The organism is Rathayibacter sp. RFBD1 (assembly GCF_002932915.1).
Lineage (GTDB): Bacteria > Actinomycetota > Actinomycetes > Actinomycetales > Microbacteriaceae > Rathayibacter.
The window spans coordinates 119503-142694 of the sequence record NZ_PSWQ01000012.1; the positions used below are offsets into that span (position 1 = coordinate 119503).

Here is a 23192-nt window from a genome sequence, read left to right on the forward strand (position 1 = left end):
TCCCGAGGGGTCGGGGACCGCCTAGGGAAAGGCGCTCCGCATTGCTAGCGTGACCGACACCTCAGCATCGTCGTGCGGCGCATGCGCGGCACGCAGAAAGGTGCGCAGTGACTGTCGTCGACCTCATCGCATTCATCCGGCGGAACTGGCGGACCCTCGTGGTCGCCGTGCTCGTCGGAGCCCTGGCGATGGCCGCCTTCTCGTTCCTCACTCCGAAGGTCTACGAGTCGAGCTCGGCCGGATTCGTGATCGCCGCGAGCGACGGCAGCTCGGCCGATGCGATCAGCGGGTCGCAGACCGCGGTGACCCGGGCCAACGCCTACCTGCCGCTGATCTCGAGCAGCGCCGTCTCCGAGCGGATCGAGGCCGACCCGGAGGCGAACCCCGGCGGAGAGGCCCTGAGCGGCCGCCTCACCGCGAGGGTCGCTCCGGGCAGCACCCTGATCGAGGTCACCGCCGAGGCCGGGACCGCGCAGAACGCCGCAGCACTGGCCAACGGGGCGCTCGCGGCGCTGGCGGCCGTCATCACCGACATCGAGACGCAGTCCACCGCGGACCGCACACCGCAGATCACCGTCGTCCCGCTCGAGAACGCGGAGCCGCCCGCCGCCCCGACGAGCCCCGACTGGGTGCGGAACATCCTGCTCGGCGCCCTGGGCGGGCTCGTTCTCGGCTTCGGTCTCGCCTTCCTCCGCCGGGCCCTCGACATCCGCGTGCGGACCGTCGACGACCTCACCGAGCTCTTCGGCGTCGGCGTCCTCGGCCGCATCCCCAAGGCCGGACGCCCGGGCCGGACCGGCGGCCGCCGCGGCACCGACGCGCTCACCGCGGAGGCGTTCCGCTCGCTCCGGACGGGCCTGCGCTTCTCCAGCGTGGACGAGGAGACGCGCAGCGTCGTGATCACCAGCGCCAACCAGGCCGAGGGCAAGTCCACGATCGCCGCCGGACTGGCCCGCGTCACCGCGGAGTCCGGGCAGCGCACCCTCCTGGTCGACGCGGACCTCCGCCGGCCCTCCGTGGCGCGGATGCTGGACATCGACGGCGCCATCGGCCTCAGCGAGGTCCTCAGCCACCAGATCCCCGTGGACGACGCGATCCGCCCCACCGGTACCGCGGGCCTCTACGCCCTCCCGGCCGGGCACATCCCGCCGAACCCGTCCGAGATGCTCGGCTCCGAGGCGATGCGCGCCCTGGTCGCGCGCCTCTCGAAGGACTACTTCGTCATCATCGACGCGCCGCCCGTGCTGCCCGTCACCGACGCCTCCATCGTCGCGACCGTCGTCGACGGCGTCGTCTTCGTCGTCGCCTCGAACCAGACGCGCCGGCCCGAGGTGGTCGCCGCCCGGCGGATCGTCCAGCAGGTCCGCGCCCGCGTGCTCGGCACCGTGCTCAACATGGTCACCGCCCGCGACGGCGACACCGGGTACTACTACTACGACCGCAAGAACGCGTACTACGCCGAGCCGCAGCCGGCGACGGGGCGCAAGCGCGCGGCGGCGGCACCGCGCCGGTCCGAGCTCGCCCCGGTGGAGTCGCGGGCCCTGCCTCCGCAGACGTCCCGCCGGGCGGCTCGATGAGCGGGCGCCTGCTCCTGCTCTGCCATGCGAACGTGGCCCGGTCGCCCTCGGCCGAGCTGATCGCGGCGCGCCTGCTCGGCGCCGGCTCCGACTGGCGGGTCGAGAGCGCGGGAACGCACGCGGAGGCCGGCCGCGGGCTCGACCCCGAGCTCAGCGATGCGCTGCGGGCCCGCGGACTCTCCACGGCCGGGCACCGCGCGCGCCAGGCCGACGGCCGGATGCTCGCCGGCACCGATCCCGTGCTGGTGTTCGAGGCGGGCCAGCGGGAGTGGGTCACCCGCCACTTCCCGGCCGCCGCGCGCCGCACCACCACGGTCCGCCGGGCGGCGCGGCTGGCGGGAGCCGCCCCCGGCGTCCCGCTCCTGCGGCTGCTCGCCGACGACACCGCCCCCTACGGCGCCGAGGACGACTTCGCCGACCCGTTCGGGCGCGGACCGGACGTCGCCGCGGCGGCCGTCGAGGACATCGACGCCCTGCTCCGGGTGATCCTCCCCGCTCTCGGTGCTCTGCCCGTCGGCGCGGAGCCCCCGGCCGCCACCGTCCGGAGCACCCGCCGCTCGCTCCGCCGGGATCGCGCCGCCGAGACGGTCGCGAGGTGACCGCCGAGGGGGTGAGCGTCGTGATCCCGCACTACGGCGACCCCGCGCCCGCGCTCGCCCTCGTCGAGCGGCTCCGCAGCCAGGAGTCGCCCCCCGCCCTCGAGATCGTCGTCGTCGACGACGCCTCCCCGGTCCCGTTCCCGGCCGGGATCGACGGAGTGGAGGTCGTGCGGCGCGAGCGGAACGGCGGCTTCGGCGCCGCGGTGAACACGGGCGCCGCCCGGGCGCGCCACCCGCTGCTCCTGGTGCTCAACAGCGACCTCGTCGTCGGGCCCTCCTTCCTCCGCGACCTGCTAGAGGCGGGACGGCCGTGGCTGCCCGCGGTCGTCGCTCCGGACCTCGTCGACGCGGGCGGGGAGCGGCAGTGGGTCGGCCGGCGCTTCCCGCGGCCGCACCACTACGTCGTGGAGTGGCTCACTCCGCTCGCGCGCTGGCGACCGCGGCTGCACGCGGCCGTCGGCCACGACACCCGGTGCGCCCCGGGCGCGACGGTGCCGGTGGACTGGGTGGTGGGCGCCGTGATGCTGCTGCCGGTGGCCGAGTTCCGCGCGGTCGGCGGGTTCGACGAGTCCTTCCACATGAACTGCGAGGAGGTCGACCTCCAGCGCCGGCTGCGCGAGCGCGGCGTGCCCTCGGTCTTCGTCGGCTCCGTCGTCGCCGAGCACACGGGAGGCGGCTCCTCCGACCCCGCGCGCCGGCTGATCTGGCTGGTCGCCTCGCGCCTGCGCTACGCCCGCAAGTGGGGCGGGCGCCCCGCCGCCCTCGCCGCGGCCCTGCGCGCCGCCTCCGCCGTGAACCTCGCCGCCAACGCGGTGCGCGCCGCCGCCGGCAGTGACGTGCGTCCGCTGGCCGTCCTCCGGCGCGAGCTCCGGCTCGTCGCCGCCGCCGAGGCGGCGTCCCGGTGAGCGGGCCCGTGCTCGTGGTGAGCCCGGTCTTCCACGGCTACTGGGAGGCGCTCGAATCGGCGCTGGCACACCTGGGCGACGACGTGATCGTCCACCGCTACGACGCCGCGACCGGGCTGGGCCACGTGCGCGACGCCCTCGGCCACCGGCTCCCCGGGGGCCGGCTCCGGCGCTCGTCCATGCGCGCCGAGACCGACCGCGCGATCGCGGCGCTGCGCACCGTCCGGCCCCGGGCCGTCCTCGTGGTGAAGGGCGACTCCCTCGGCGACGCCTGGTGGGAGGAGATCGGCCGCGCCGGCGTCCCCGTGGTGCTCTGGCTCTACGACGAGCTCCGCAACATGGGGCACCCCGTCGACCGCCTGCGCTCCCTCGCCGGGGAGGCGGTGTCGATCGTCAGCTACTCTGCCGCCGACGTCGCCGAGCTCGCCCGCGCGGGGGTTCCGGCCGGGCACCTGCCCGACGCCTTCGACTCCCTCCTCTCCTTCCGTCCCCGCCCCTCCGCCGCGGTGACCTTCGTCGGCGCCCGCTACCCCGAGCGCGAGCGCGTGCTGCGGGAGCTCGCGGCCGGCGGGGTCGCGGTCGAGGCGTACGGGCGGCAGTGGTCGCGGCACCCCTGGGACGTGGCGCGCACCGGCCGCTGGCGCTCGGCCGGCGTCCCCGCCCGCCGCGACGTCCCGCGGGCGGGCTACTACGGAGTGATGGCCGGCTCGACCGCGACCCTGGCGCTGCACGGCGCGGGCCACGGCGGGCTCTCGATGCGCGCCTTCGAGGCGCCGGGCGTCGGGGCGCTGACCCTGATCGACCGTCCCGAGGTGGCGAAGTTCTACGAGGTGGGCAGCGAGGTGCTCGTCTTCGAGGAGCGGGACCAGCTCGTCGAGCACGTGCGGCGGGCGGGCGCGGACCCCTCGTGGGCGCGGCGCATCCGCGAGGCGGGCGCGCGCCGCACCGGCGCCGAGCACACCTTCGTGCACCGGATGCGGGAGGTGAGGGCCCTGTGGCGCTGACGCACCCGACCGATCTGGAGGCCTGGCGCCGCTGGCAGCGCGGCCGCGACCCGCTGCGCACCGCCCGGGCGGCGCTGCGGCGCTCCGAGCCGACCCGCCTGGTGCTGCACGTGCGCGGCGACCGGCCCGCCGTCCTGCTCGCGGTGGAGGCGTCGACGGCGAGCGCCCTCGCTTCGACCGCGGCCTCGCTCGCTCCTCTCGGCGGGGCTCCCGCGGCGGTCCTCGCTCCCTCCGGAGCCGGCGACGCGCTGTCCGGGCTGCTGCCGGGCCGCTGGAGGGCGCACCCGGTCGACCCGGAGGCGGACCCGCCCGCCGAGCTGCGGGGTCTCCGCGCCGTGATCGCCACCGGACACTTCCTCGCGGCGGGAGCGGCCGCCCACCGCTGGTCCGGGATCCTCGGCGCCCGCTTCCTGGTCGTGCAGCACGGGCTGCTCACCCCCTCCGCCCCGCCGCTCCCGCCCGGAGCGACGCTGCTGGCGTTCTCGGAGGAGGACGCGGCCTTCTGGACCTCCGGTCGCAGCGACGTGGAGACCGAGGTCGTCGGCAGCCAGCTGCTCTGGACCGCGTCGCGCCGCCCGCGCCCCGAGCGGCTCGAGGAGCGGCCCCTGTTCCTCGGCCAGCTGCACGGCGCGGAGCTGCCCCGGCGGACGGCCGCGGCCACCGCCTCCCGCTTCTGCCGCGAGGCGGGCGCCGACTACCGCCCCCACCCCGCCGAGGTCGACCGCCGCTCGCGCTGGCAGCACGCGCGGTGGGAGCGCCGCGGCATCCGGGTGCTCCGCGGCGGCGACCTCGCCGCGCAGGCCCGGCCGGTCGCCTCGATCTTCTCGACCGGGGTCCTGGAGGCCGCGGCCGCCGGGATCCCCGCGTGGGTCGTCTGCGAGGACCCGCCCGCCTGGGTGCTCGAGTTCTGGAGCCGGTACCGGCTCGCGCGCTGGGGCGGGCAGACGCCGACCGCGGCTCCGCCCGTCCCGGCCGTCGAGCCGGCCGTCGCCGTCGCCCGCCGGGCACTCGCCATCGCCGAAGGAGACACCCTGTGACCGTTCTCTGCGTCATCCCCGTCCGCGGGGGCTCGAAGGGCGTACCGCGCAAGAACGCCCGCCCCGTCGCGGGCCGCCCGCTGGTGGTCTGGAGCATCGAGCAGGCGCTCGCCGCCGGTCTCGACGTGCTCGTGTCGACCGACGACCTCGAGCTGGCCGCGATCGCGGAGGGGGCGGGAGCGGACGTGCCGTTCCTCCGGCCCGCCGAGCTGGCGCGCGACGAGACGGCGACCGAGCCCGTCGTGCTCCACGCGATCGAGCACCGGGCCGCGCTGGGCCGCCGCCCGGACGCGGTGATGCTCCTCCAGGCGACCTCGCCGATCCGGCTCCCGGGCACCCTCGCCCGCGCGCTCGAGCAGTTCGCCTCGACGGGAGTCGACTCGCTGGTGGGCGTCGTCCCGCAGACGCCGTTCCTCTGGCGCCTGCAGGAGGGCGCCTCCGTGCCGCAGTACGACGTCACGGCCCGGCCGCGGCGCCAGGACCTCGCCGAGGCCGACTTCTTCTACCGGGAGACCGGGTCCCTCTACCTCACCCGCACCGAGGTCTACGAGCGCGAGCGCAACCGGATCGGCGGCCGGGTCGGCCTGTTCGTCATGGACGAGGCGGAGGGCGGGGACATCGACACCGAGGCGGATCTCGCGGTGGTCGAGCAGACCCTCCTCGGCCTGTCGGCGGGAGGCGGCGCATGATCATCGACCGGCACCTCGCCCCGTTCATCGTCTTCGCCGAGGACCCGGTGCTCACCGCGCTGGCCAAGATCAACGCGAACAAGCAGCGGATCGTCTTCTGCGTCGACGGGCACGGGATCCTCCGCGGGTCGGTGTCCGACGGCGACTTCCGCCGCTGGATCATCACGAACCCGACGGCCTCCCTCGACGTCCCGGCCCTCGCCGTCGCGAACACCGCCGTCCGCACGGCGGGAGCGGACGAGCCGGCCACCGCGATCGCCGCCCGGCTCGGCCGCGACGGGATCAGCCACCTCCCGCTCGTCGACGACCGCGGGCACCTCGTCGCGATCGCGGTCGAGGGCGATCGGGCGCTGCGGATCGGCCGCCACGAGGTGGGCGACGGCCACCCGGCCTTCCTGATCGCGGAGATCGGCAACAACCACAACGGATCGGTCGATCTGGCGCGGCGGCTGGTCGACCTCGCGGTCGAGGCGGGCGCCGACGCGGTGAAGTTCCAGCTGCGCGACCTCGACTCCCTCTACCGGCGCGCCGGCGGGGCCACCGCGGGGGAGGACCTCGGCGCCCAGTACACGATCGACCTCCTGCGCCGCTTCTCGCTGCCCGCCGAGCCGCTCCTCCGGGTCTTCGACCACGCGGCCGAGGCCGGGATCGACGTTCTCTGCACCCCGTGGGACGCCCCGAGCGTGCAGGCGCTCGTCGACTACGGGATCCCGGGCCTCAAGATCGCCTCGGCGGACCTCACCAACCACGGCCTGATCGAGGACGCCGGCACCCGGGGACTGCCCCTGCTGCTCAGCACCGGGATGTCCCGCGAGTCCGAGATCCTCGAGTCGGTCGCGCTGCTGCGCTCGCTCGGCACCTCCTTCGCCCTGCTGCACACCCAGTCGACGTACCCGGCGCCCTACCGCGACCTCAACCTCGCCTACCTCGACCGGCTCGCCGAGATCGGCGGCGGCGTCGTCGGCTACTCCGGCCACGAGCGGGGCTGGCACGTCCCCGTCGCCGCGGTCGCCCGCGGGGCCCGCATCGTCGAGAAGCACTTCACGGTCGACCGGGGGATGGAGGGCAACGACCACACGGTGTCCCTGCTCCCGGACGAGTTCCGCCGCATGGTCGGCGAGATCCGCGACATCGAGGACTCGCTCGGCACGCGCGACGCACGATCGGTCTCGACGGGGGAGTCGATGAACCGCGTCTCGCTCGCGAAGTCGCTGGTCGCCTCCCGCGACCTCTCGATCGGGGACGTGGTGCGCGCCGCCGACGTCGTCGTCCGCAGCCCCGGCCGGGGCCTCCAGCCCAACGAGCTGCCGCAGCTGCTCGGCCGCGCGCTCCACCGCGACGTCGAGGAGGGCGGGTTCTTCTTCGCCGGCGACCTGCGCGAGAGCACGCCGTCCGGCCGGCCGTTCCGGTTCCGCCGCCCCTGGGGCCTGCCGGTGCGGTACCACGACCACGCGGCGCTCGCCGCGGAGTCGAACGCCGACTTCCTCGAGTTCCACTTCTCGTACCGCGACCTGGAGATCGAGCCGGACGCCGTGTTCACCCGCCGCCTCGACTCCGGCTTCACCACCCACCTGCCGGACCTGTTCGCGGGCGACTTCCTCGTCGACCTCGCCTCCTTCGACGACGACGTGTGGGAGCGCTCGATCGCGGAGGTGCAGCGCACCGTCGAGACCACCCGGAGCCTCGCGCGCTGGTTCCGCCAGGAGGAGGACCCGATGATGGTCGTCACGATGGGCGGCTTCACCCGGCACGCGCACGTGGCTCCGGATCAGCGCGCTCCCCTCTACGAGCGCGTCGCCGACGCCCTCGAGCGGATCGACACGAGCGGCGTCCGCGTGCTGGCGCAGACCCTCCCGCCCTACCCGTGGCTCATGGGCGGGCAGCAGTTCCACAACCTCTTCGTGGACCCGCACGACACCGCCGAGTTCGCGGCCGCGACCGGCACGCCGCTCTGCCTCGACGCCTCGCACACCAAGCTCGCGGCGAACCACCTCGGGCTCGCCTTCTCGGAGGCGGTGGCGCTGCTCGCTCCGCTCAGCGCGCACCTGCACCTCGTCGACGCGACGGGTGTCGACGGCGAGGGGGTGCAGATCGGCGAGGGCGAGATCGACTGGCCGGACTTCGCGGCGTCGCTCGACGAGCTGGCGCCCGGGGTGCCGTTCATCCCCGAGATCTGGCAGGGGCACGTCAACAGCGGCGAGGGCTTCTGGACCGCGCTCGAGCGGCTGGAGGAGTGGCTGTGACCCCGCTCGCGCTCTGGGCGGTGCCGGTCGGCGAGTTCGGCGGGGTGGCCCGCCACGTCCTCGACGCCGCCCGGCACGGGATCCCCGGCCACCGCCTCGTCGTGCTCTGCCCGGAGGGAGCACTCGCCGAGCGGCTGCGGGAGCAGGGCTCGGCCGTGACGACCGGGCGCTTCGGAGTGTCCGCCGGCGCCGCCGCCTCCGTGGCGACCCTGCGCGCGACCGCGGCGGCTCTCCGCCCGGCGATCGTCCACTCCCACCTCGCCCACGCCGACCTCGTGACCGCGGCGACCCCGCTGCCCCGCGGGGTCCGCCGCGTCACGACGGAGCACGGCATCGCCGGGCCCGACGTCTACCACCGCACCGCCCTGCGGGCGCGGACGACCGCGGCGGCGCACCACGCGCGGCTGCGGTCCTTCGACTCCGCGATCGCCGTCTCGGAGGCCACCCGCCGCACCATGATCGAGAAGTGGCGGCCGAGCCTGCCGGTGCAGGTCGTGCTCAACGGAGTCGACGCCGCGCCCCGCGACCGCGAGCCGGGGGAGCCGGGCTCCCTCCGGGTCCTCTCGCTCGCGCGCCTGGCGCCGGAGAAGCGCCTGGACGCGCTGCTCGAGGCCTTCGCGGTGCTGCGCCGGCGCGTCCCCGGCGCCACGCTGACCGTCGCCGGCGAGGGTCCGCTCGACGGCGCCCTGCGCGCCCGGGCCGAGCGGCTCGGCCTCGGCGACGCCGTGTCGTTCCCCGGCTTCGCCGATCCGGAGGCGGCGCTCGCCGCGGCGGACGTCGTCGCCCAGCTCTCGGTCTGGGAGAACTGCTCCTACACGCTGCTCGACGCGGCCGCCCGCGGGATCGCCGTGGTCGCCTCCGCGGTGGGCGGGAACCCCGAGATCGTCGACCGGGACTCGCTGGTCGACGCCGACGACCCGGAGGCGGTGGCCGCGGCGCTGGAGCGGCAGGCGTCGAGGGCCGCGGCTCCTCGCGCCGTACGGGACGTCGCCGCCATGTGCGGCGGGATCGCCGCCGTGTACGAGGGGGTGGCGGCGTGAGCGGCGGGTCCCTGCGACCGGGGCTGCGCACCCTCCTCTCGCTGGCCGGCGCCGCCTCTCCGGGCTGGATCACCGCCGCCGTCGCGGGCTCCCTCGCACTCGCGGTCCTCGACACCCTGGGCGTCGCCGCGATGGTGCCGCTCATGGCGCTGCTCACCGGGACCGACACCACCACGGGCGCGCTCGGCGTCCTCTCCGGCGTCCTCGGCTCGACCGACGTCCAGACCCTCCTCCCGATCATCGCCGGCTTCGTCGCGGTCGTCTTCGTGCTCAAGAGCGCCGGGACGATCGTCTTCCGGTGGTGGCTGCTCGGCCGCACCACGCGGATATCGGCCGACGCTGCGACGGAGCTGCTCCGGCGGTACGTCCTCGCGCCCTACGCCGTCCACCGCTCCCGGCGCCTCGCCGAGGTGTACCGGACCATCAACGACGCCAGCGCGCAGGCGGCCGGCGTGCTCCTCGGCGTGATCGGCATCGCCTCCGACCTGCTGGTGCTCGTCGCGATCGTGGCGATCCTGCTGGTCGCCTCGCCGGTCGCGACCCTGTTCGCGGCCGTCTTCTTCGCGGTGCTGCTCGGCGGCGTCCAGGCGCTCCTGCGGCGGCGGCAGGGCCGGATCGGCGAGGAGATGGCGGAGGCCGCGCTGGAGTCGTGGCAGTTCCTGCTCCCCTCGCTCGACGGGTTCCGCGAGGCGCGCCTGACCTCGAGCGCGGCGAGCCTGGTCGCCGGCTTCAGCGGGGCCAAGCGCCGCAGCGCCCAGGCTCTGCGCTCCCTCTCGCTCGTCTCGGAGCTGCCGAAGTACCTGCTCGAGATCGGCTTCGTCGTCGCCGTCGTGGGCGTCTCGGGGATCCTGGTCGCCACCGGCTCCGGCGCCGAGGCGCTCTCCGTCCTGGGCGTCTTCGCGGCCGCCTCCCTCCGCGCCCTGCCGACGCTCAACCGCGTCTCGGCCACCTTCGCGATCGTGCGCAGCGGGCAGGCGGGCCTGCGGATCGTCTCCGAGGCGGCCGAGGAGCTCGCCTCCGAGGGGGCGCACGACGAGACGCCCGGGCCGGGCGGCCGCTACTCCGGCGACATCGCGCTCGAGCACGTCACGTACCGCTACGCCGACTCCGACGTGGACGTGGTGCGGGACGTCTCGCTGGTGATCCCGCGGAACGCCACGACCGCCTTCGTCGGATCCAGCGGCGCCGGCAAGAGCACCCTCCTCGACCTGGTCCTCGGCCTGCTCCCGCCCACGAGCGGCCGGATCCTCTGCGGCGGGCGGCCGATCGACGAGGACCCCGCGGCCTGGTACGCGGGGCTCGGCGTGGTGCCGCAGGACGTGTTCCTCCTGGACGCGACCGTCGCCGCGAACGTCGCCTTCGGGGTGCCGGCGGCCGAGGTCGACCACGAGCGCGTGCGCGAGGTGCTGCGGACGGCGCAGCTCGAGGAGTTCGTCGGCGGGCTGCCGCAGGGTCTGGACACCCGCGTGGGCGAGCGCGGCGTCCGCCTCTCCGGCGGCCAGCGCCAGCGGCTCGGCCTCGCCCGGGCGCTGTACCGGCGCCCCTCCGTCCTCGTCCTCGACGAGGCGACCTCGGCGCTCGACAACCGCACGGAGCACGAGATCTCGCGGGCCGTCGCCGAGCTGCACGGCAGCATGACCGTCCTCGTGGTCGCCCACCGGCTCTCGACCGTGCGCGGCGCCGACCGGCTGCTCTTCCTCGACGGCGGCCGGATCGAGGGGGCCGGCACCTTCGAGGAGGTGCGGGCCGCGCACCCCGGCTTCGCCCAGCTCGTGGCGCTCGGAGAGCTCTCGTGAGCGGGGGAGGCCCGCGGTGGTGACGCTCGGCGACGTCCGCTCGGCGCTGCTGGCGCCCCTCCGCCGACGGGGCACGACGGTGCTGCTGCCCGGCGAGTCGTTCGGGGTCGGGAACCTCGCCTACTTCTGGCTGCAGGCCCACGCCCGCCGGAGCCGCGGGGTGCCGACCGCGGTGCGCGCGACGCGGAGGACCGCGGAGTGGGCGGAGGTCTTCCCGCGGGTCCTCGAGGAGCTCGTGGTGCCCCCGGCGGAGATGTCGTTCTTCAGCCCCCGCGAGCTCGGGAGCGTCCACCAGGAGCTCGGCGTGGAGTTCACGACGGATGAGCTGGCGGACTTCGTCGCGACGATGCTGCTCCCGCCCGGCGGCCCGTTCACCGCTCTGGTGGCGGCGGCGCGACCGGAGGCGGACCTCACCGTGAACATCCGGCGCGGCGACTACTACAGCGTCCCGGCCTTCCGCGGCCGCTACTCCTTCGACGTGGTCGAGTACGTCGACGCGGCGCTCGCCCTGGCCCGCGAGCGGGAGCCCGTGCGCAGCGTCCTGATCGTGTCGGACGACCTCGACTGGTGCCGGGTGAAGCTGGCCCGCGTCCTCGAGGGCCTCGAGGTGCGCTTCCCGGGGGCGGGGACGCCGGTGCCGCAGCAGCTCGCCCTGCTGGCCGCGTCCCGCCGCCTGGTGCTGACGAACTCGACCTTCTCGTACTGGGGCGCGCATCTCGGCGACCACGTGCACGGCGGCGCCGAGGTGATCGCGCCGTGGTTCCACAGCCGCGCGTGGAACGGAGGGGCGGCGACGCAGCTCGACCCGCGCTGGCGGGTGGTCCGCGACCTCCCCGGCGGCTGGGACGGCTGACGCGGAGAGTCGGAGTCCGGCGGCTGCGCGGGGCTCGCGGGTACCGGCGGGGGCTGCGGGCGGGCGGCTCCGGGGGCGCGACCGGGCGTGGACGGCTGCGGGCAGGCGGATGTGCGAGGACGGCTGCGGGCTCGCGGCTCCGTGCTCTCGGCTCCGGGCTCTCAGCGCAGGACGTGGCCCTCGACGTCGACGGGAGCCCGGGCGGTGAGGCGCTTCAGCCGCATCGCGGGGCGCTCGACCAGCAGCCAGCTCGCCCACGCGAGGGGGACCGTCGCTGCGACCGAGAGCGCGATGTAGGCCCAGAGCGGCACGTCGGCTCCGGCTCCGACGATCGCCAGCGAGAGCAGCTGCTGCACGGGGAACGCGTAGATGTACATCCCGTAGGAGACGTCGTGGGTCGCGCCCACCCGACGCAGGGGGAGCCGGGCGCCGAGCGCGACCATCAGATAGGCGAGGGGGAGGCCGGCGAGCACGCGGTAGAGGCCGGTTGCGATCACGAGGACGAGCAGCGCGGCCGCGACGGCGGCGAGCGCGCCCGTCAGGGGGAGGCGGTCGCGGTACAGGTGCACGAGCGCGCCGGCGAGGAAGTACCCGACGAGCGTCACCGTCTGGTTGAGGGGTGCCGGGAACGGGACGAGGTCCGTCGCGAGCACCGCCGCGACGAGGGTGAGGCCCGCGAATCCCGTGACCACGAGGGGCCGCACCCAGCGCGCTGGCGCCAGGGAGACGAGCAGGCCGATGACGACGTAGCTGACGAACTCGTAGAACAGGCTCCAGAGCGAGCCGTTCCACGCGCCCGGGTAGGGCACGGAGCCGAGCATCCCCGCGATCCCGTACTCCCGGATGTAGAGGGCCGCATTGGCGACCACGAAGCGCACCGCCCCGGCCGCGCTGTACTCGCCGGCTCCGAGGAGGAGCGACGCGAGCGGTGCGGCGACGAAGGCCACGACCAGGAGCGAGACGAGGAAGGCGGGATAGATGCGGAGGAAGCGCCGCCAGAGGAAGTCGACCAGCGATCGCGAGCGCAGCCGGCTCGCGGTGATCAGGAAGCCGGAGGTGGCGAAGAACCCGCCGACCGCCCAGGCGCCGAGGGTCGAGCCTCCGAACCCGGGGTCGTCGCCGTAGCCGCCGAGGGGGAAGGAGTGCGACACGATGACGAGGACCGCCAGCCCGAGCCGCAGGGCGTTGATGCTGTTCGACCGCGGGTCGAAGGCGGAGCCGACGGTCGGGCGCGTGCGTGGCGCGCGGGCGGGCGCGGCGGTGCGCCGGCCGTTCTCCTGGCGGGTCATGCGCACATCCTGCTGACCCCGGCCGCCGCCGTCGATCGGGCGGGGGACGCGCCGCGCTCCTCCCGGAGGGCCCGCGCACCAGCAACGACGCGCGCTCCACCCCTGCGGCCCCGTCGCGGAGCTGACGCGGACTGACGTGCGGCCTGCGGCTGATCCCTCTCCGCCCCGTCGTCCCTCCGTCGCCCTCTCCCGCGAGACGCCGCTCCGGTACGCGACGCGCGGGAGCGGGCGTACCGGAGCGGGATCTCGCGGCGGGCGGTCGGATCTCGGCGGTCGGATCACGCCGGTCGGATCACGCCGGTCAGAGCAGCCCGTCCGTGAGGTGGTCCGGCGTGCCGAAGCGGTGGGCCGTGATCGACACGGCCTGCTCGCGGAGGAACGGCAGCAACTCCAGCCGGCCCGCCTCGGTCGCCGGGCCGGCGTAGACCGCGAGGTCGGGGCGTCCGCCCGTCACGGCCGTCACCGTCGTGGCGGACGCGCCCAGCAGGCGCACCCGTCCGGCGGCGTGGGCGCGCACCCGCGCCTCCCACGCCGCGTCGTCCTCGACCACGACGGCGCCGGCCGCCTCGTCGAGACCGGCGGCGAGCTGCGGAGGCAGCGTCACGGCGCTCGAGACGACCACCCGTGCCTGTGCGGTCGCCGCTGCGACGGCCACCCGCACGAGCGAGCCCAGCGGCTCCCCGGCGGCCAGGCGCACCAGCACGGCGGAGTCGTAGGGCAGGCGGCGGAAGACGTTGCGCTCCGCCTCCAGCCCGGTCACGTCGCGAGGAGCGCCCGCGGCCCACGCCGCCGCGCAGCTGCGCGCCGTCCGCTCCACCGCGGCCTGCTCCTCCGCCGAGAGCTCCGCGCGCGACGCGGCGAGCAGGCGGGCGGCCGGTCCGACGACCGGAGCGGTCGCCTCCGACGGCGCCGCGGTCCAGGAGCCCAGGCCGAGCAGGTAGTCCGGTCCGCCCGCCTTGGTGCCCGGGCCGACCGCCGACTTCTTCCAGCCGCCGAACGGCTGGCGCTGCACGATCGCCCCGGTGATCCCGCGGTTCACGTAGAGGTTGCCCGCCTCGATCCCGTCGAGCCAGGTGCCGATCTCCTCCGGGTCGAGCGCGTGCAGGCCCGAGGTGAGCCCGTAGTCGACCTCGTTGACGATCGCGATCGCCTCGTCGAGGGTCGCCGCCGTCATGATCCCGAGGATCGGCCCGAAGTACTCGGTGCGGTGGAACTCGGACCCGCGGCGCACGCCGTCGCGGACGCCGGGGCTCCACAGGCGTCCGGAGTCGTCGAGGCTCCGCGGCTGCAGCAGCCAGGTCTCACCGGCGCCGAGCCCGGTCAGGCCGCGCAGCAGCTTGCCCTCGGCGGGTTCGATCACCGGCCCCATCCGCGTCGCGGGATCGGTCGGGTAGCCGACCGTGAGGGAGGAGACCGCGTCGAGCAGCTGCGCGCGGAACCGCTTCGAGCGCGCGACGGAGCCCACCAGCACGACGAGCGAGGCGGCGGAGCACTTCTGGCCCGCGTGCCCGAAGGCGCTCGCCACCACGTCCTTCACCGCCAGGTCGAGGTCGGCCGAGGGGGTGACCACGATCGCGTTCTTGCCGCTCGTCTCGGCGAGCAGCGGGAGGTCGTTCCGGAAGGAGCGGAACAGCTCCGCCGTCTCGTAGGCGCCGGTGAGGATCACCCGGTCGACCTGCGGGGAGGCGATCAGGTCGCGCCCCAGCTCCTCCTCCGGCAGGCGGAGCAGGCGCAGGGCCTCGCGGGGCACGCCCGCCGCCCACAGCGCCTCCGCCACCACGGCGCCGCAGCGCGCGGTCGGACCGGCGGGCTTGAGCACCACGGCGGAGCCGGCCGCGAGCGCCGCGAGGACGCCGCCGGCCGGGATCGCGACCGGGAAGTTCCACGGCGGAGCGACCAGGGTCAGCGCGGCCGGGTGGAAGCGGGCGCCGTCGACCGCGTCGAGCTCGAGGGCGCGCTCGGCGTAGTAGTGGGCGAAGTCCACGGCCTCCGAGACCTCGGGGTCGCCCTGGTCGAGGGTCTTGCCGCCCTCGGCCGCCATGACCTCGAGCAGCTCGGCGCGGCGCGCCTCCAGCTCGTCGCCGGCGCGGTGCAGGATGCGGGCACGCTCCTCGGCCGGGACGTCGCTCCAGCCGCTGCCGCGGGCGCCGGAGAGCACCGACTCCAGCTCGTCGAGGGTGCCGATCGTGGCGGCCTCGATCGCGTCGGCGCCGGCCCGGGAGGAGGGGACGCGCGCGAGGATCGCCTGCGCCCACTCGCGGTTCGCGGCGACGGACGGGTCGGTGTCGGGGGTGCTGCGGAAGTCGCCCGGTCCCGGACGGCCGCTCGCGGCGAACCGGTCGGGCACGCGGTGCGCCGGGGGGACTGCCCCGTCGAGGGCGGCGACGGAGGCGCGGAACCGCTCCTCCTCCCGCGCGAAGAGCGCCGGGTCGGCCTCGAGCTCGAAGACGGCCGACATGAAGTTCTGGCTCGACGCGCCCTCCTCCAGCCGGCGGATCAGGTACGCGATCGCCACGTCGAACTCGGCCGGCGCGACGACCGGCGTGTAGAGCAGGAGCGAGCCGACCGTGCGGCGCACAGCCTCCGCCTGGCCCTGGGCCATGCCGAGGAGCATCTCGTACTCGATCCCCTCGCGGACGCCGCGGGTGCCGGCGAGCAGCCACGAGTACGCGACGTCGAAGAGGTTGTGCCCGGCGACGCCGACCCGCACGTTGCGGATCCGCTCCGGGTGCAGCGCGTAGTCGACGACGCGCTTGTAGTTCGTGTCGGAGTCCTGCTTGCTGCTCCAGGTCGCCAGCGGCCAGCCGTGGACCGAGGCCTCGACCTGCTCCATCGGCAGGTTCGCGCCCTTGACCAGGCGCACCTTGATGCCGGCGCCGCCGCGGGCCCGGCGGGCGGCGCTCCACTCCTGCAGGCGGATCATCGCCGAGAGCGCGTCCGGCAGGTAGGCCTGCAGCACGATGCCGGCCTCGAGGCCGAGGAACTCCGGCCGGTCGAGGATGCGGGTGAAGACCGCGATGGTGAGGTCGAGGTCCTTGTACTCCTCCATGTCGAGGTTGATGAACTTCTGCGGCGAGGACGCGGCGGCCCGGGCGAACAGCGGCGCCAGCTCCTCCACGATGTCGTCGACCGCGGCGTCGAAGGCCCACGGGTTGTGCGGGGCGGTGCTCGAGGAGACCTTGATCGAGACGTAGTCGACGTCGTCGCGGGCGAGGAGCCGGTGCGTCCCCTCCAGGCGGCGGTGGGCCTCCTCGCGGCCGAGGACGGCCTCGCCGAGCAGGTTCATGTTGAGCCGGACGCCGTCGCGGCGGATCCCGGCGATGGCCGGGCCCAGGCGCGAGTCGGTCGCGTCGATGATCAGGTGGCCGACCATCCGCCGCAGCACCCGGCGCGCGATCGGCACCACGACGTCCGGGAGGAGCGGCGCCATGACGCCGCCGAGGGCGACCGCGCCGCGCATCGGAGCCGGGAGGAAGGACGGCACGCCGCCCGCGATCGCCTTCAGCGCCGCCGCCGCGACGCGGGTGTCCTCGGGTCGGACGACGCCGTCGACGAAGCCGACCGTGAAGTCCAGGCCGGTTGGGTCCTTCAGCACGCCCGCCAGCTGCGCCCCGGAGGCGTCGATCGGGATCGCGGACGCCTCGCGCAGCCAGCGCCGCACCAGGGCGACGCTCTCGTCGACCAGGCGGGGATCGATCGAATCGGCGGACGGGCCGTCGGCGGCGGGGCCGGTGGCGAGAGCGGGGCTGGCGAGATCCGTCATGGTGCAGTCCTTCTGCTCTGAGGTGGGTGCCTTCAGTATTCGACCGACTACCGTTGAGCAGAAGCGACCGTTCCTTATCGGTACCGGTCAGCTCAGCTGAACGATCGGAGAGACGCCGTGCTCGATGTCCGCCGCCTGGTCCTGCTCCGCGAGGTGGCCATCCGCGGCACTCTCGCCGCCGCGGCCGAGGCCCTCGCCTACAGTCCCTCCGCCGTCTCGCAGCAGCTCGCCGTGCTCGAGCGCGAGGCCGGCGTCGAGCTGCTGCGGAAGGCGGGCCGGCGCGTGCAGCTCACGCCCCAGGCCGAGATCCTGGTCGAGGCGGCCGGCGAGGTGATGGCCCTGCTCGAGCGGGCGGAGGCGGCGCTCGCGGCCTCGGGGGAGTCGGTGACCGGCCGGGTGCGCGTCGCGGTGTTCCAGTCGGCCGCGCTCGCGCTCATGCCGGGTGCGCTCCGGGCCGTCGCCGACCGCTTCCCCGAGGTGCGCGTCGAGATGGTGCAGCGCGAGCCCGAGGGTGCGCTGCACGAGACGTCGTGGGCGCGGGAGTTCGATCTCGTCGTCGCCGAGCAGTACCCCGGCCACTCGACCTCCTGGCTGCCCGGACTGGTGCGCAGCGACCTGACGTCCGACGCGATCCGCCTCGCCGTGAGCCGCGACTCCGCCGTCGTCGACCTCGCCTCGGCCCGCGACTCCGCCTGGGTGATGGAGCCGCGCGGCACCGCGAGCCGCCACTTCGCCGAGCAGACCTGCCGGGTCGCGGGCTTCGAGCCGGACGTCCGCTTCGAGACCGCCGACCTGCAGGCGCAGATCCGCCTCGCCGCCTCCGGCCACGCCGTCGCCCTGATGCCCGACCTGGTCTGGGCGGGCGAGGCGCCGGACTGCCGCCTCCTCGAGCTGCCCGGCACGCCCCGCCGCACGATCTTCACCGCCCAGCGCGAGGCGCAGCTGGCGTCGCCGGCCGTGCGGGTGTTCCGGGAGTGCCTGGCGGAGGTGGCGGGGCGGTTCGCGTGAGGCTGAGGGTGCGCGGGGATGCGGGGGTGCGTGAGGCGGTGCGGTTCGGTGCGGGTGAGCGGGGGTGTGTGGCGGTGCGGTTCGGGTGAGCGGGGGCGTGTGAGGCGGTGCGGTTCGCGTGAGCGGGTGCGAGTGGCGGTGCGGTTCGCGTGAGCGGGTGCGTGAGGCGGTGCGGTTCGCGTGAGCGGGGGCGTGAGGCGGTGCGGTTCGGGTGAGCGGGGGCGTGAGGCGGTGCGGTTCGGGTGAGCGGGGGCGTGTGGCGGGGTGTTGCGCCGGTGTCCTGCGCGCGCCGCTCCGAGGACGGCTGGGATGTGCGGCGTCGGCGGCGGTGATCCCTCCCTCCACAGGAGGGCTTCACGCCGGTTCCCCACGGATGTGACGATCCGTCGCTTCCGTGTCGGTGGTCGCTGATTGAATACACGTATGACGATGATCAGCGGGTCGACAGCAGCGGAGGCGGTGCTCAGCGAGGTGCGTGCTCGCGGCGACCGGGCCGCCGCGCTGGCCCGTTCGGCGTCCCCGCTGCTCCTGGCCGCGGCCGAGGAGCTGCACGCCGGGCACCGGGCCGCGCTCGAGCATCCGGAGTCGTTCGCCCGCGGCTCGGCGCCGCACGCGTCGAGCGACCTCGCCGAGCGGTCGATCCGCGCGGAGTTCGCGGTCGCCCTCAGAGTTTCGGAGCGGGTCGCCTCCCGCGAGCTCGACCACGCGCGCCTTCTCGTCGAAGACCTGCCGGCCACCCGCGCCGCCCTCGCCGGGGCTCGCCTGCGCTGGGAGGCGGGCCAGGTCGTCTGCGCCGTCGCGGCCACCCTGCCTCTGGGCTCCCGCGCCGCGTTCGATACGCGGGCGGCCGAGCTCGCGGCCCGCACCACGCCGACCCAGCTGCGGCGCGCTCTGGCGCGGCTGCGGGAGGAGCTCCACGAGCAGCCCCTCGCCGAGCGCCACCGACGTGCCCGCGAGGACCGCGCGGTCTGGCTGACCCCCGAGGTCGATGGCATGGCGACGCTCTGCGCCCTCCTCCCCGCCCCGGTCGCCGTGGGGGCGTACAGCCGCCTCGACCGGATCGCCCGGATCCTCCGCGACGGCGCCGAGGGGCCGGCGGGGGCGGAGCCGCCTGCCGCCACGGATGCGGGCTCCTGCGGGGCGGAGTCGAGCGGGACGACCGGGGCGGAGCCGACCGGAATCACCGGGGCGTGCTACGTTGACGCGATCTCCGGAGCGGGCGACGAGCGGACCCTCGCCCAGCTGCGAGCCGACGCTCTGGCCGACCTCCTCTGCGAGGCGGACGTCATCGGCACGGCGCCCGACTCGGTCGGTGCCGATCGGCCCGTTCCGACCCTCGTCACCGGCGTGCGCGCCGAGGTGCGGGTCACCCTGTCGGCGAGCACCGCGTCCGGCGCCGACGACGCCTCCGCCGAGCTCGACGGCTACGGCCCGATCCCGGCAGACGTCGCCCGGAGCCTCGTCCCCACGACCGTCACCCGCGTGCTGACCGAGCCCCGGACGGGCGCCGTCCTCTCGGTCGGGCGCACACGCCGACTGCCGCACCGCGAGCTGCGGCTCCTCCTCCAGCTCCGCGACGTGACCTGCCGCTTCCCCGGCTGCACCCGCTCCGCCGCGAGTGCCGAGGCCGACCACGTCGTCGAGTGGCGAAACGGCGGCGGCACCGACCCCGGCAACCTCGCCAGCCTCTGCGTCGCCCACCACCACGTGCGGCACGGCGACCGCTGGACCTACGTCCTCCACCCCGACGGCACCGCCGACTGGACCACCCCCACCGGCCGCCGCATCACCACGCGCCCGCCGGGCCTCGAGGCACGGCTCCGTCCAAGCCCGCCCGCGACCCCGAGGTTCGCGGACCGGCCGCCCCCGTTCTGCCGTTCTGCCGTTCTGCCGTTCCGCCGTGCTGCCGTGCACCCCTGAGGGAATCGGCTGTCGGGCGGGTTCGGCGCATTGCGCGGGTTCGCACTGGTGATCGGGCCGTGCTGTCGCTCGGAGGCGAGTGCTCAGCGACCTACCGCCGCGCCGCTGACGCTCGGATCTGCGCCTTCGCTCGGGTTCACGCGGCCGCACCGTCGCACCACCGCCGCACCACTGCCGCTGAGGCGCGGACCGTCACCGGGGCCGCACCGTCCGTCGCCTGACGCCGTGCCGACACCAGGGCCGTGCCGCCGCCTTGCGCCCTGCCGCCGTTCGGCCACCACGATGCAGCACCTCAGCACCTCAGCACCTCAGCACCTCAGCACCTCAGCACGTCAGCACCTCAGCACCTCAGCGCGCGCCGAACCTCCGTCGAGCGCCGTCGCGACGGCCCGCCGTTCGGTCAGGGCGTCTCGCGACTGCGCTGGCGCCCGCACCGCCCCACGGCTGATACGGCGGGGTGCGCAGTCCAGGCGCGCAGTCCGGGCACGCCCTCGGTCAGTCGGCGACGCGCAGGAGCCCGTCGTCCCGCCCCGCAGCCGCGACGCTACGCCGCCAGGAAGCGGGCCGCCGTCCGCAGCGAGAGCGCCATCGTCGCGAGCGCCGGGTTCGCGATCAGCGCGCTCGGGAACACCGAGTTGTCGCACACCCAGAGGTTCGGCACGTCGAAGCTGCGGCCGTCCGCGTCGATCACGGCGTCGCCCGCGTCGGTGCCCATCCGCACGGTGCCGAGCGTGTGCGCCGTGCGCGCCATCACCCGCGTGCTCGTCGCGCCGGCCGCCTCCACGATCGCGGTCATCGTCCGGATCGCGTGCCGGTCGATCGCCTCCTCGTTGGCGCCCGCCGAGAACGTGATGCGCGCCTTCGGCACCCCGTGCTCGTCCAGCTCGTCGGTCAGCTCCAGCCGGTTGCCGTCGGCGGGCAGGCACTCCGCGTTGATCCCGACGCCCGCCGCGAAGCGGTATCCGTCGAGCGCGTCCATCAGATCGCGGCCCCAGAGTCCCGCGCCGCGGGCGAGCGTCGTCGCGTAGGTCAGCGGCATCACTCCGAGGCTCTGGATCAGGTAGCCGCCCGCGAAGTCCGCGTCGGCCGGGCGGACGGTGTCCTCGGTGATCACCGAGGAGGGGTAGCCGCGGTAGCCGCGCATCTCGTTCTCGAAGGTGCCCCAGACCTGGGTCGCCCCGTGCGCCAGGAAGTTGCGGCCCACCTGGCCGCTGCTGTTCGCGATGCCGGTGTGCAGGAGGAGCCGGGGCGTCTCGACGCCGCCCGCGCAGAGGAACAGGGCGGAGCAGCGCTGCCGGTGCTCCACTCCGCCGCTCGTGTAGACCACGGCGCACACGCGTCCCGCGGCGTCCAGCTCGATCCCGTGCACGAACGAGTCGGCCCGGATCTCGGCACCGGCCCGCACCGCCTCCGGCAGGTAGGTCACGTCCATGCTCGTCTTCGCGCCGGTCCGGCAGCCCTGATGGCACTGGCCGCAGTTGACGCAGGAGGGGCGGCCGTCGTCCCGCGGGCCGCTGAGCACGGCGGCAGGCGCGTCGGTCGCGCGCATCCCGATCGCCGCGCAGCCGCGCAGCATCATGTCGGCCGAGGCGTTCCGCGCGAGCGGGCCCTGCAGGTAGCGGCGCGACGGGTCCCACGGGTACTCGGCCGGGCCCGCCACTCCGATCGTCGCCTCCACCTTCTCGATGTACGCGGTGAGCTCGGCGTGCTCGATCGGCCAGTCGCGGCCGACGCCGGAGTCGCTCCGGAGCCGCAGATCGCGCGGGTCGGGGCGGGGCGTGAACGCTCCCCAGTGCAGCGTCGAGCCGCCGACCCCGCGGCCGCTGTTGTTCTGCCCGAAGGCGGTGGGGGTCTCGCCTCCGCTGAGGCGCTCCTCCATCCAGTTGATCTCGACGGCCGCCGTCTCGTCGGCGGTGTGGCCGAGCGGATCGAAGTGCGGCCCGGCCTCGAGGGCGACGACGCGCAGCCCGCGAGCGGCGAGCACCGAGAGCAGGGGCGCTCCGCCGGCCCCGGTGCCGATCACGACGGCGTCGACCGTCTCGTCGAGCGGGAAGCGGCGCATGCCGGTCGTGTTCATCGGTGACTCCTCGTCGTCGGTTCCCAGGTCTCGCGGTCGTCGGCGCCGAGCAGGCGGAAGCCCGTCACGAGCGGCAGCGTGTCGCCGCCGCTGGCGTAGCCGTCGTAGCCGATCCGCGCCATCGACGCGGGGTGCGCCAGCCACTGCTTCACGAGGTCGACGCGGCAGTCCTCGAACCAGGCGGTCAGCTGCTCGGCACCGAGCCCGCCGGCCGAGCGGTCGCCGGGCTCCGCGGAGCCGTCGGCGATCGCGGTGAGGCGCGCGTCCTGCTCGGCGGGGCCGAGGCCGGCGAAGCCCCGGAGGGTGTCGAGCGCCAGACCGTAGGCGATCGGGTCGGCCGGCAGGTCGGCGTTGCGCCAGCCGTCGCCCTCGCCGTTCGCGAGCTGCGTGTCCACCCGCGCGGCCAGGTCGATCCGGCCGCCCTCCTGAGGGACGACCCGGTCGGCGATCGCCCGCAGCTCCGCGAGCTGGGCGACGGTCAGGGCGCGCGGCGCGTACTCCGGGTCGTCGGCGAGCGCGCGCACGGCCAGCAGCCCGCGCACCCGCGTGGAGGTCCGGGCGGAGGCGATGGCCGCGCCGACGTCGGCCGGAACCGACGGCGCCGTGCCGGCCTCCTCCTCCCAGAACCGGCGGATCGCCGCCGCCACCTCGACCGGGCGCTCGAACGGCAGCAGGTGGCCCGCCCCGGCGAGCGTGAGCAGCCGGGCACGGGAGTAGAGGGAGCCGTTGAGGCGGCGCTGCGCGTCGGCGCCGAGGTCGCCGTCCTCACCGCCCGCGATCAGGAGCGCGGGCACGGCCCCGAGGGCGGCCTCTCCGGTGCGGTCCTCGCGGCTGCCGTGCTCGAGCCAGTCGCGCCAGCCCTCGGGGGAGTAGCGGCGCAGCTCGGCCAGCACCTCCGCGTCGGCGTCGGCGGGCAGCGGCGAGCCGACGTTCTGGTCGACGAACTCGCGCGCCTGCGCCTCGTCGAGGTGCCCGTCGGCGACCCAGCCGAGCATGGTCGAGCGGCGCTCCTCCTCCATCGGCTCGGGCGAGAGCGGCGACCCGGCGAGGAGCACGACGCCCGCGAGCCCGAACAGGCCCGAGCGGCCGGTGACCGTGCGCGAGGCCACGAGCGAGGCGATCTTCCCGCCCATGCTGTGCCCGAGGAGCAGCCAGCGGGAGGCGCCGTGCTCGCGGATCCGGCGGATCGTGGCAGCGGTCATCTCCTCGAGCGAGGTCCCGGATCCACCGGGCAGGTCGAGCGCGACGAGGTCCGCGACGTCGGCGAGCTCGCGGCCGAGCGCGTCGAAGGCGCGGCCGTCGAGCCCGAGTCCGGGCAGGGCGAAGAGGGTGGGGCGGGGGCTGGTGGACACGGGCGTCCTGTCGGATCGGCCGCGCCACGGCAGTGGGGAG

Annotated in this window: 16 protein-coding genes; 12 read left to right on the forward strand and 4 right to left on the reverse strand. The window is 75.4% G+C overall.

Annotated elements, in window-relative coordinates; genetic code table 11:
• Positions 1-107 precede the first annotated feature (107 nt).
• The 10 genes from C5D50_RS06380 to C5D50_RS06425 are packed head-to-tail and all read left to right on the forward strand — an operon-like array spanning position 108 to position 11743.
• Positions 108-1577: a polysaccharide biosynthesis tyrosine autokinase gene (locus C5D50_RS06380; protein WP_104233579.1), complete on the forward strand. Its 1470-nt coding sequence runs from the start codon at positions 108-110 to the stop codon at positions 1575-1577.
• Positions 1574-2176: a hypothetical protein gene (locus C5D50_RS06385; protein ID WP_104227202.1), complete on the forward strand. Its 603-nt coding sequence runs from the start codon at positions 1574-1576 to the stop codon at positions 2174-2176. The genes C5D50_RS06380 and C5D50_RS06385 overlap by 4 nt, the downstream gene beginning before the upstream one ends.
• Entirely contained in the window at positions 2173-3081 is a 909-nt protein-coding gene (locus tag C5D50_RS06390; RefSeq protein WP_104284016.1) for a glycosyltransferase family 2 protein, read from the forward strand. Before C5D50_RS06385 ends, C5D50_RS06390 begins: the two co-directional genes overlap by 4 nt.
• Positions 3078-4085 (forward strand): glycosyltransferase, encoded by a 1008-nt coding sequence (locus tag C5D50_RS06395; protein ID WP_104284015.1) that lies wholly within the window; start codon positions 3078-3080, stop codon positions 4083-4085. The genes C5D50_RS06390 and C5D50_RS06395 overlap by 4 nt, the downstream gene beginning before the upstream one ends.
• Positions 4076-5122, forward strand: coding sequence for a hypothetical protein (locus tag C5D50_RS06400; protein ID WP_104288961.1), 1047 nt, complete (start codon positions 4076-4078; stop codon positions 5120-5122). The genes C5D50_RS06395 and C5D50_RS06400 overlap by 10 nt, the downstream gene beginning before the upstream one ends.
• On the forward strand, positions 5119-5811 hold the full coding sequence (locus C5D50_RS06405) for a cytidylyltransferase domain-containing protein (RefSeq protein WP_104284013.1): 693 nt from the start codon (positions 5119-5121) through the stop codon (positions 5809-5811). Before C5D50_RS06400 ends, C5D50_RS06405 begins: the two co-directional genes overlap by 4 nt.
• Positions 5808-8054 carry an N-acetylneuraminate synthase family protein gene (locus tag C5D50_RS06410; RefSeq protein WP_104288962.1) on the forward strand — a complete coding sequence of 749 codons (2247 nt, stop codon included), beginning with the start codon at positions 5808-5810 and terminating at the stop codon, positions 8052-8054. Before C5D50_RS06405 ends, C5D50_RS06410 begins: the two co-directional genes overlap by 4 nt.
• Positions 8051-9094, forward strand: coding sequence for a glycosyltransferase family 4 protein (locus tag C5D50_RS06415; RefSeq protein ID WP_104284027.1), 1044 nt, complete (start codon positions 8051-8053; stop codon positions 9092-9094). The genes C5D50_RS06410 and C5D50_RS06415 overlap by 4 nt, the downstream gene beginning before the upstream one ends.
• Positions 9091-10890, forward strand: coding sequence for an ABC transporter ATP-binding protein (locus C5D50_RS06420; protein ID WP_104284028.1), 1800 nt, complete (start codon positions 9091-9093; stop codon positions 10888-10890). The genes C5D50_RS06415 and C5D50_RS06420 overlap by 4 nt, the downstream gene beginning before the upstream one ends.
• Positions 10891-10909: 19 nt before the next feature.
• Positions 10910-11743: an alpha-1,2-fucosyltransferase gene (locus C5D50_RS06425; RefSeq protein WP_146086954.1), complete on the forward strand. Its 834-nt coding sequence runs from the start codon at positions 10910-10912 to the stop codon at positions 11741-11743.
• A 161-nt stretch (positions 11744-11904) separates the two neighbouring features.
• Here the strand turns inward: C5D50_RS06425 and C5D50_RS06430 are convergent, their stop codons facing one another.
• Both C5D50_RS06430 and C5D50_RS06435 read right to left on the reverse strand, forming a co-directional pair.
• Entirely contained in the window at positions 11905-13032 is a 1128-nt protein-coding gene (locus C5D50_RS06430) for an acyltransferase (RefSeq protein WP_104283084.1), read from the reverse strand.
• A 301-nt stretch (positions 13033-13333) separates the two neighbouring features.
• Complete coding sequence (locus C5D50_RS06435; protein ID WP_104283085.1) at positions 13334-16795, reverse strand: bifunctional proline dehydrogenase/L-glutamate gamma-semialdehyde dehydrogenase; 3462 nt, start codon at positions 16793-16795, stop codon at positions 13334-13336.
• A gap of 117 nt (positions 16796-16912) precedes the next feature.
• On the opposite strand from C5D50_RS06435, the gene C5D50_RS06440 reads away from it, so the two are divergent.
• Together C5D50_RS06440 and C5D50_RS06445 are read left to right on the forward strand one after the other, a co-directional pair.
• A complete protein-coding gene (locus C5D50_RS06440) occupies positions 16913-17803 on the forward strand; it encodes a LysR family transcriptional regulator (RefSeq protein WP_104283086.1) in 891 nt (296 codons plus the stop codon).
• Between the two features lie 423 nt (positions 17804-18226).
• A complete protein-coding gene (locus C5D50_RS06445; protein WP_104283087.1) occupies positions 18227-19723 on the forward strand; it encodes an HNH endonuclease signature motif containing protein in 1497 nt (498 codons plus the stop codon).
• 544 nt (positions 19724-20267) lie between these two features.
• On the opposite strand, the gene C5D50_RS06450 is transcribed toward C5D50_RS06445, so the two are convergent.
• Both C5D50_RS06450 and C5D50_RS06455 read right to left on the reverse strand, forming a co-directional pair.
• Entirely contained in the window at positions 20268-21800 is a 1533-nt protein-coding gene (locus tag C5D50_RS06450) for a GMC family oxidoreductase (protein ID WP_104283088.1), read from the reverse strand.
• Entirely contained in the window at positions 21797-23152 is a 1356-nt protein-coding gene (locus tag C5D50_RS06455; RefSeq protein ID WP_181137314.1) for an alpha/beta hydrolase, read from the reverse strand. Before C5D50_RS06455 ends, C5D50_RS06450 begins: the two co-directional genes overlap by 4 nt.
• Positions 23153-23192 lie beyond the last annotated feature (40 nt).

Excerpts from the sequence above, each read along its gene's own strand:
- C5D50_RS06430 (WP_104283084.1), bottom strand. The coding sequence starts at position 13,032 with ATGACCCGCCAGGAGAACGGCCGGCGCACCGCCGCGCCCGCCCGCGCG.
- C5D50_RS06450 (WP_104283088.1), bottom strand. The coding sequence starts at position 21,800 with ATGAACACGACCGGCATGCGCCGCTTCCCGCTCGACGAGACGGTCGAC.
- C5D50_RS06435 (WP_104283085.1), bottom strand. The coding sequence starts at position 16,795 with ATGACGGATCTCGCCAGCCCCGCTCTCGCCACCGGCCCCGCCGCCGAC.
- C5D50_RS06445 (WP_104283087.1), top strand. The coding sequence starts at position 18,227 with ATGACGATGATCAGCGGGTCGACAGCAGCGGAGGCGGTGCTCAGCGAG.
- C5D50_RS06385 (WP_104227202.1), top strand. The coding sequence starts at position 1,574 with ATGAGCGGGCGCCTGCTCCTGCTCTGCCATGCGAACGTGGCCCGGTCG.
- C5D50_RS06410 (WP_104288962.1), top strand. The coding sequence starts at position 5,808 with ATGATCATCGACCGGCACCTCGCCCCGTTCATCGTCTTCGCCGAGGAC.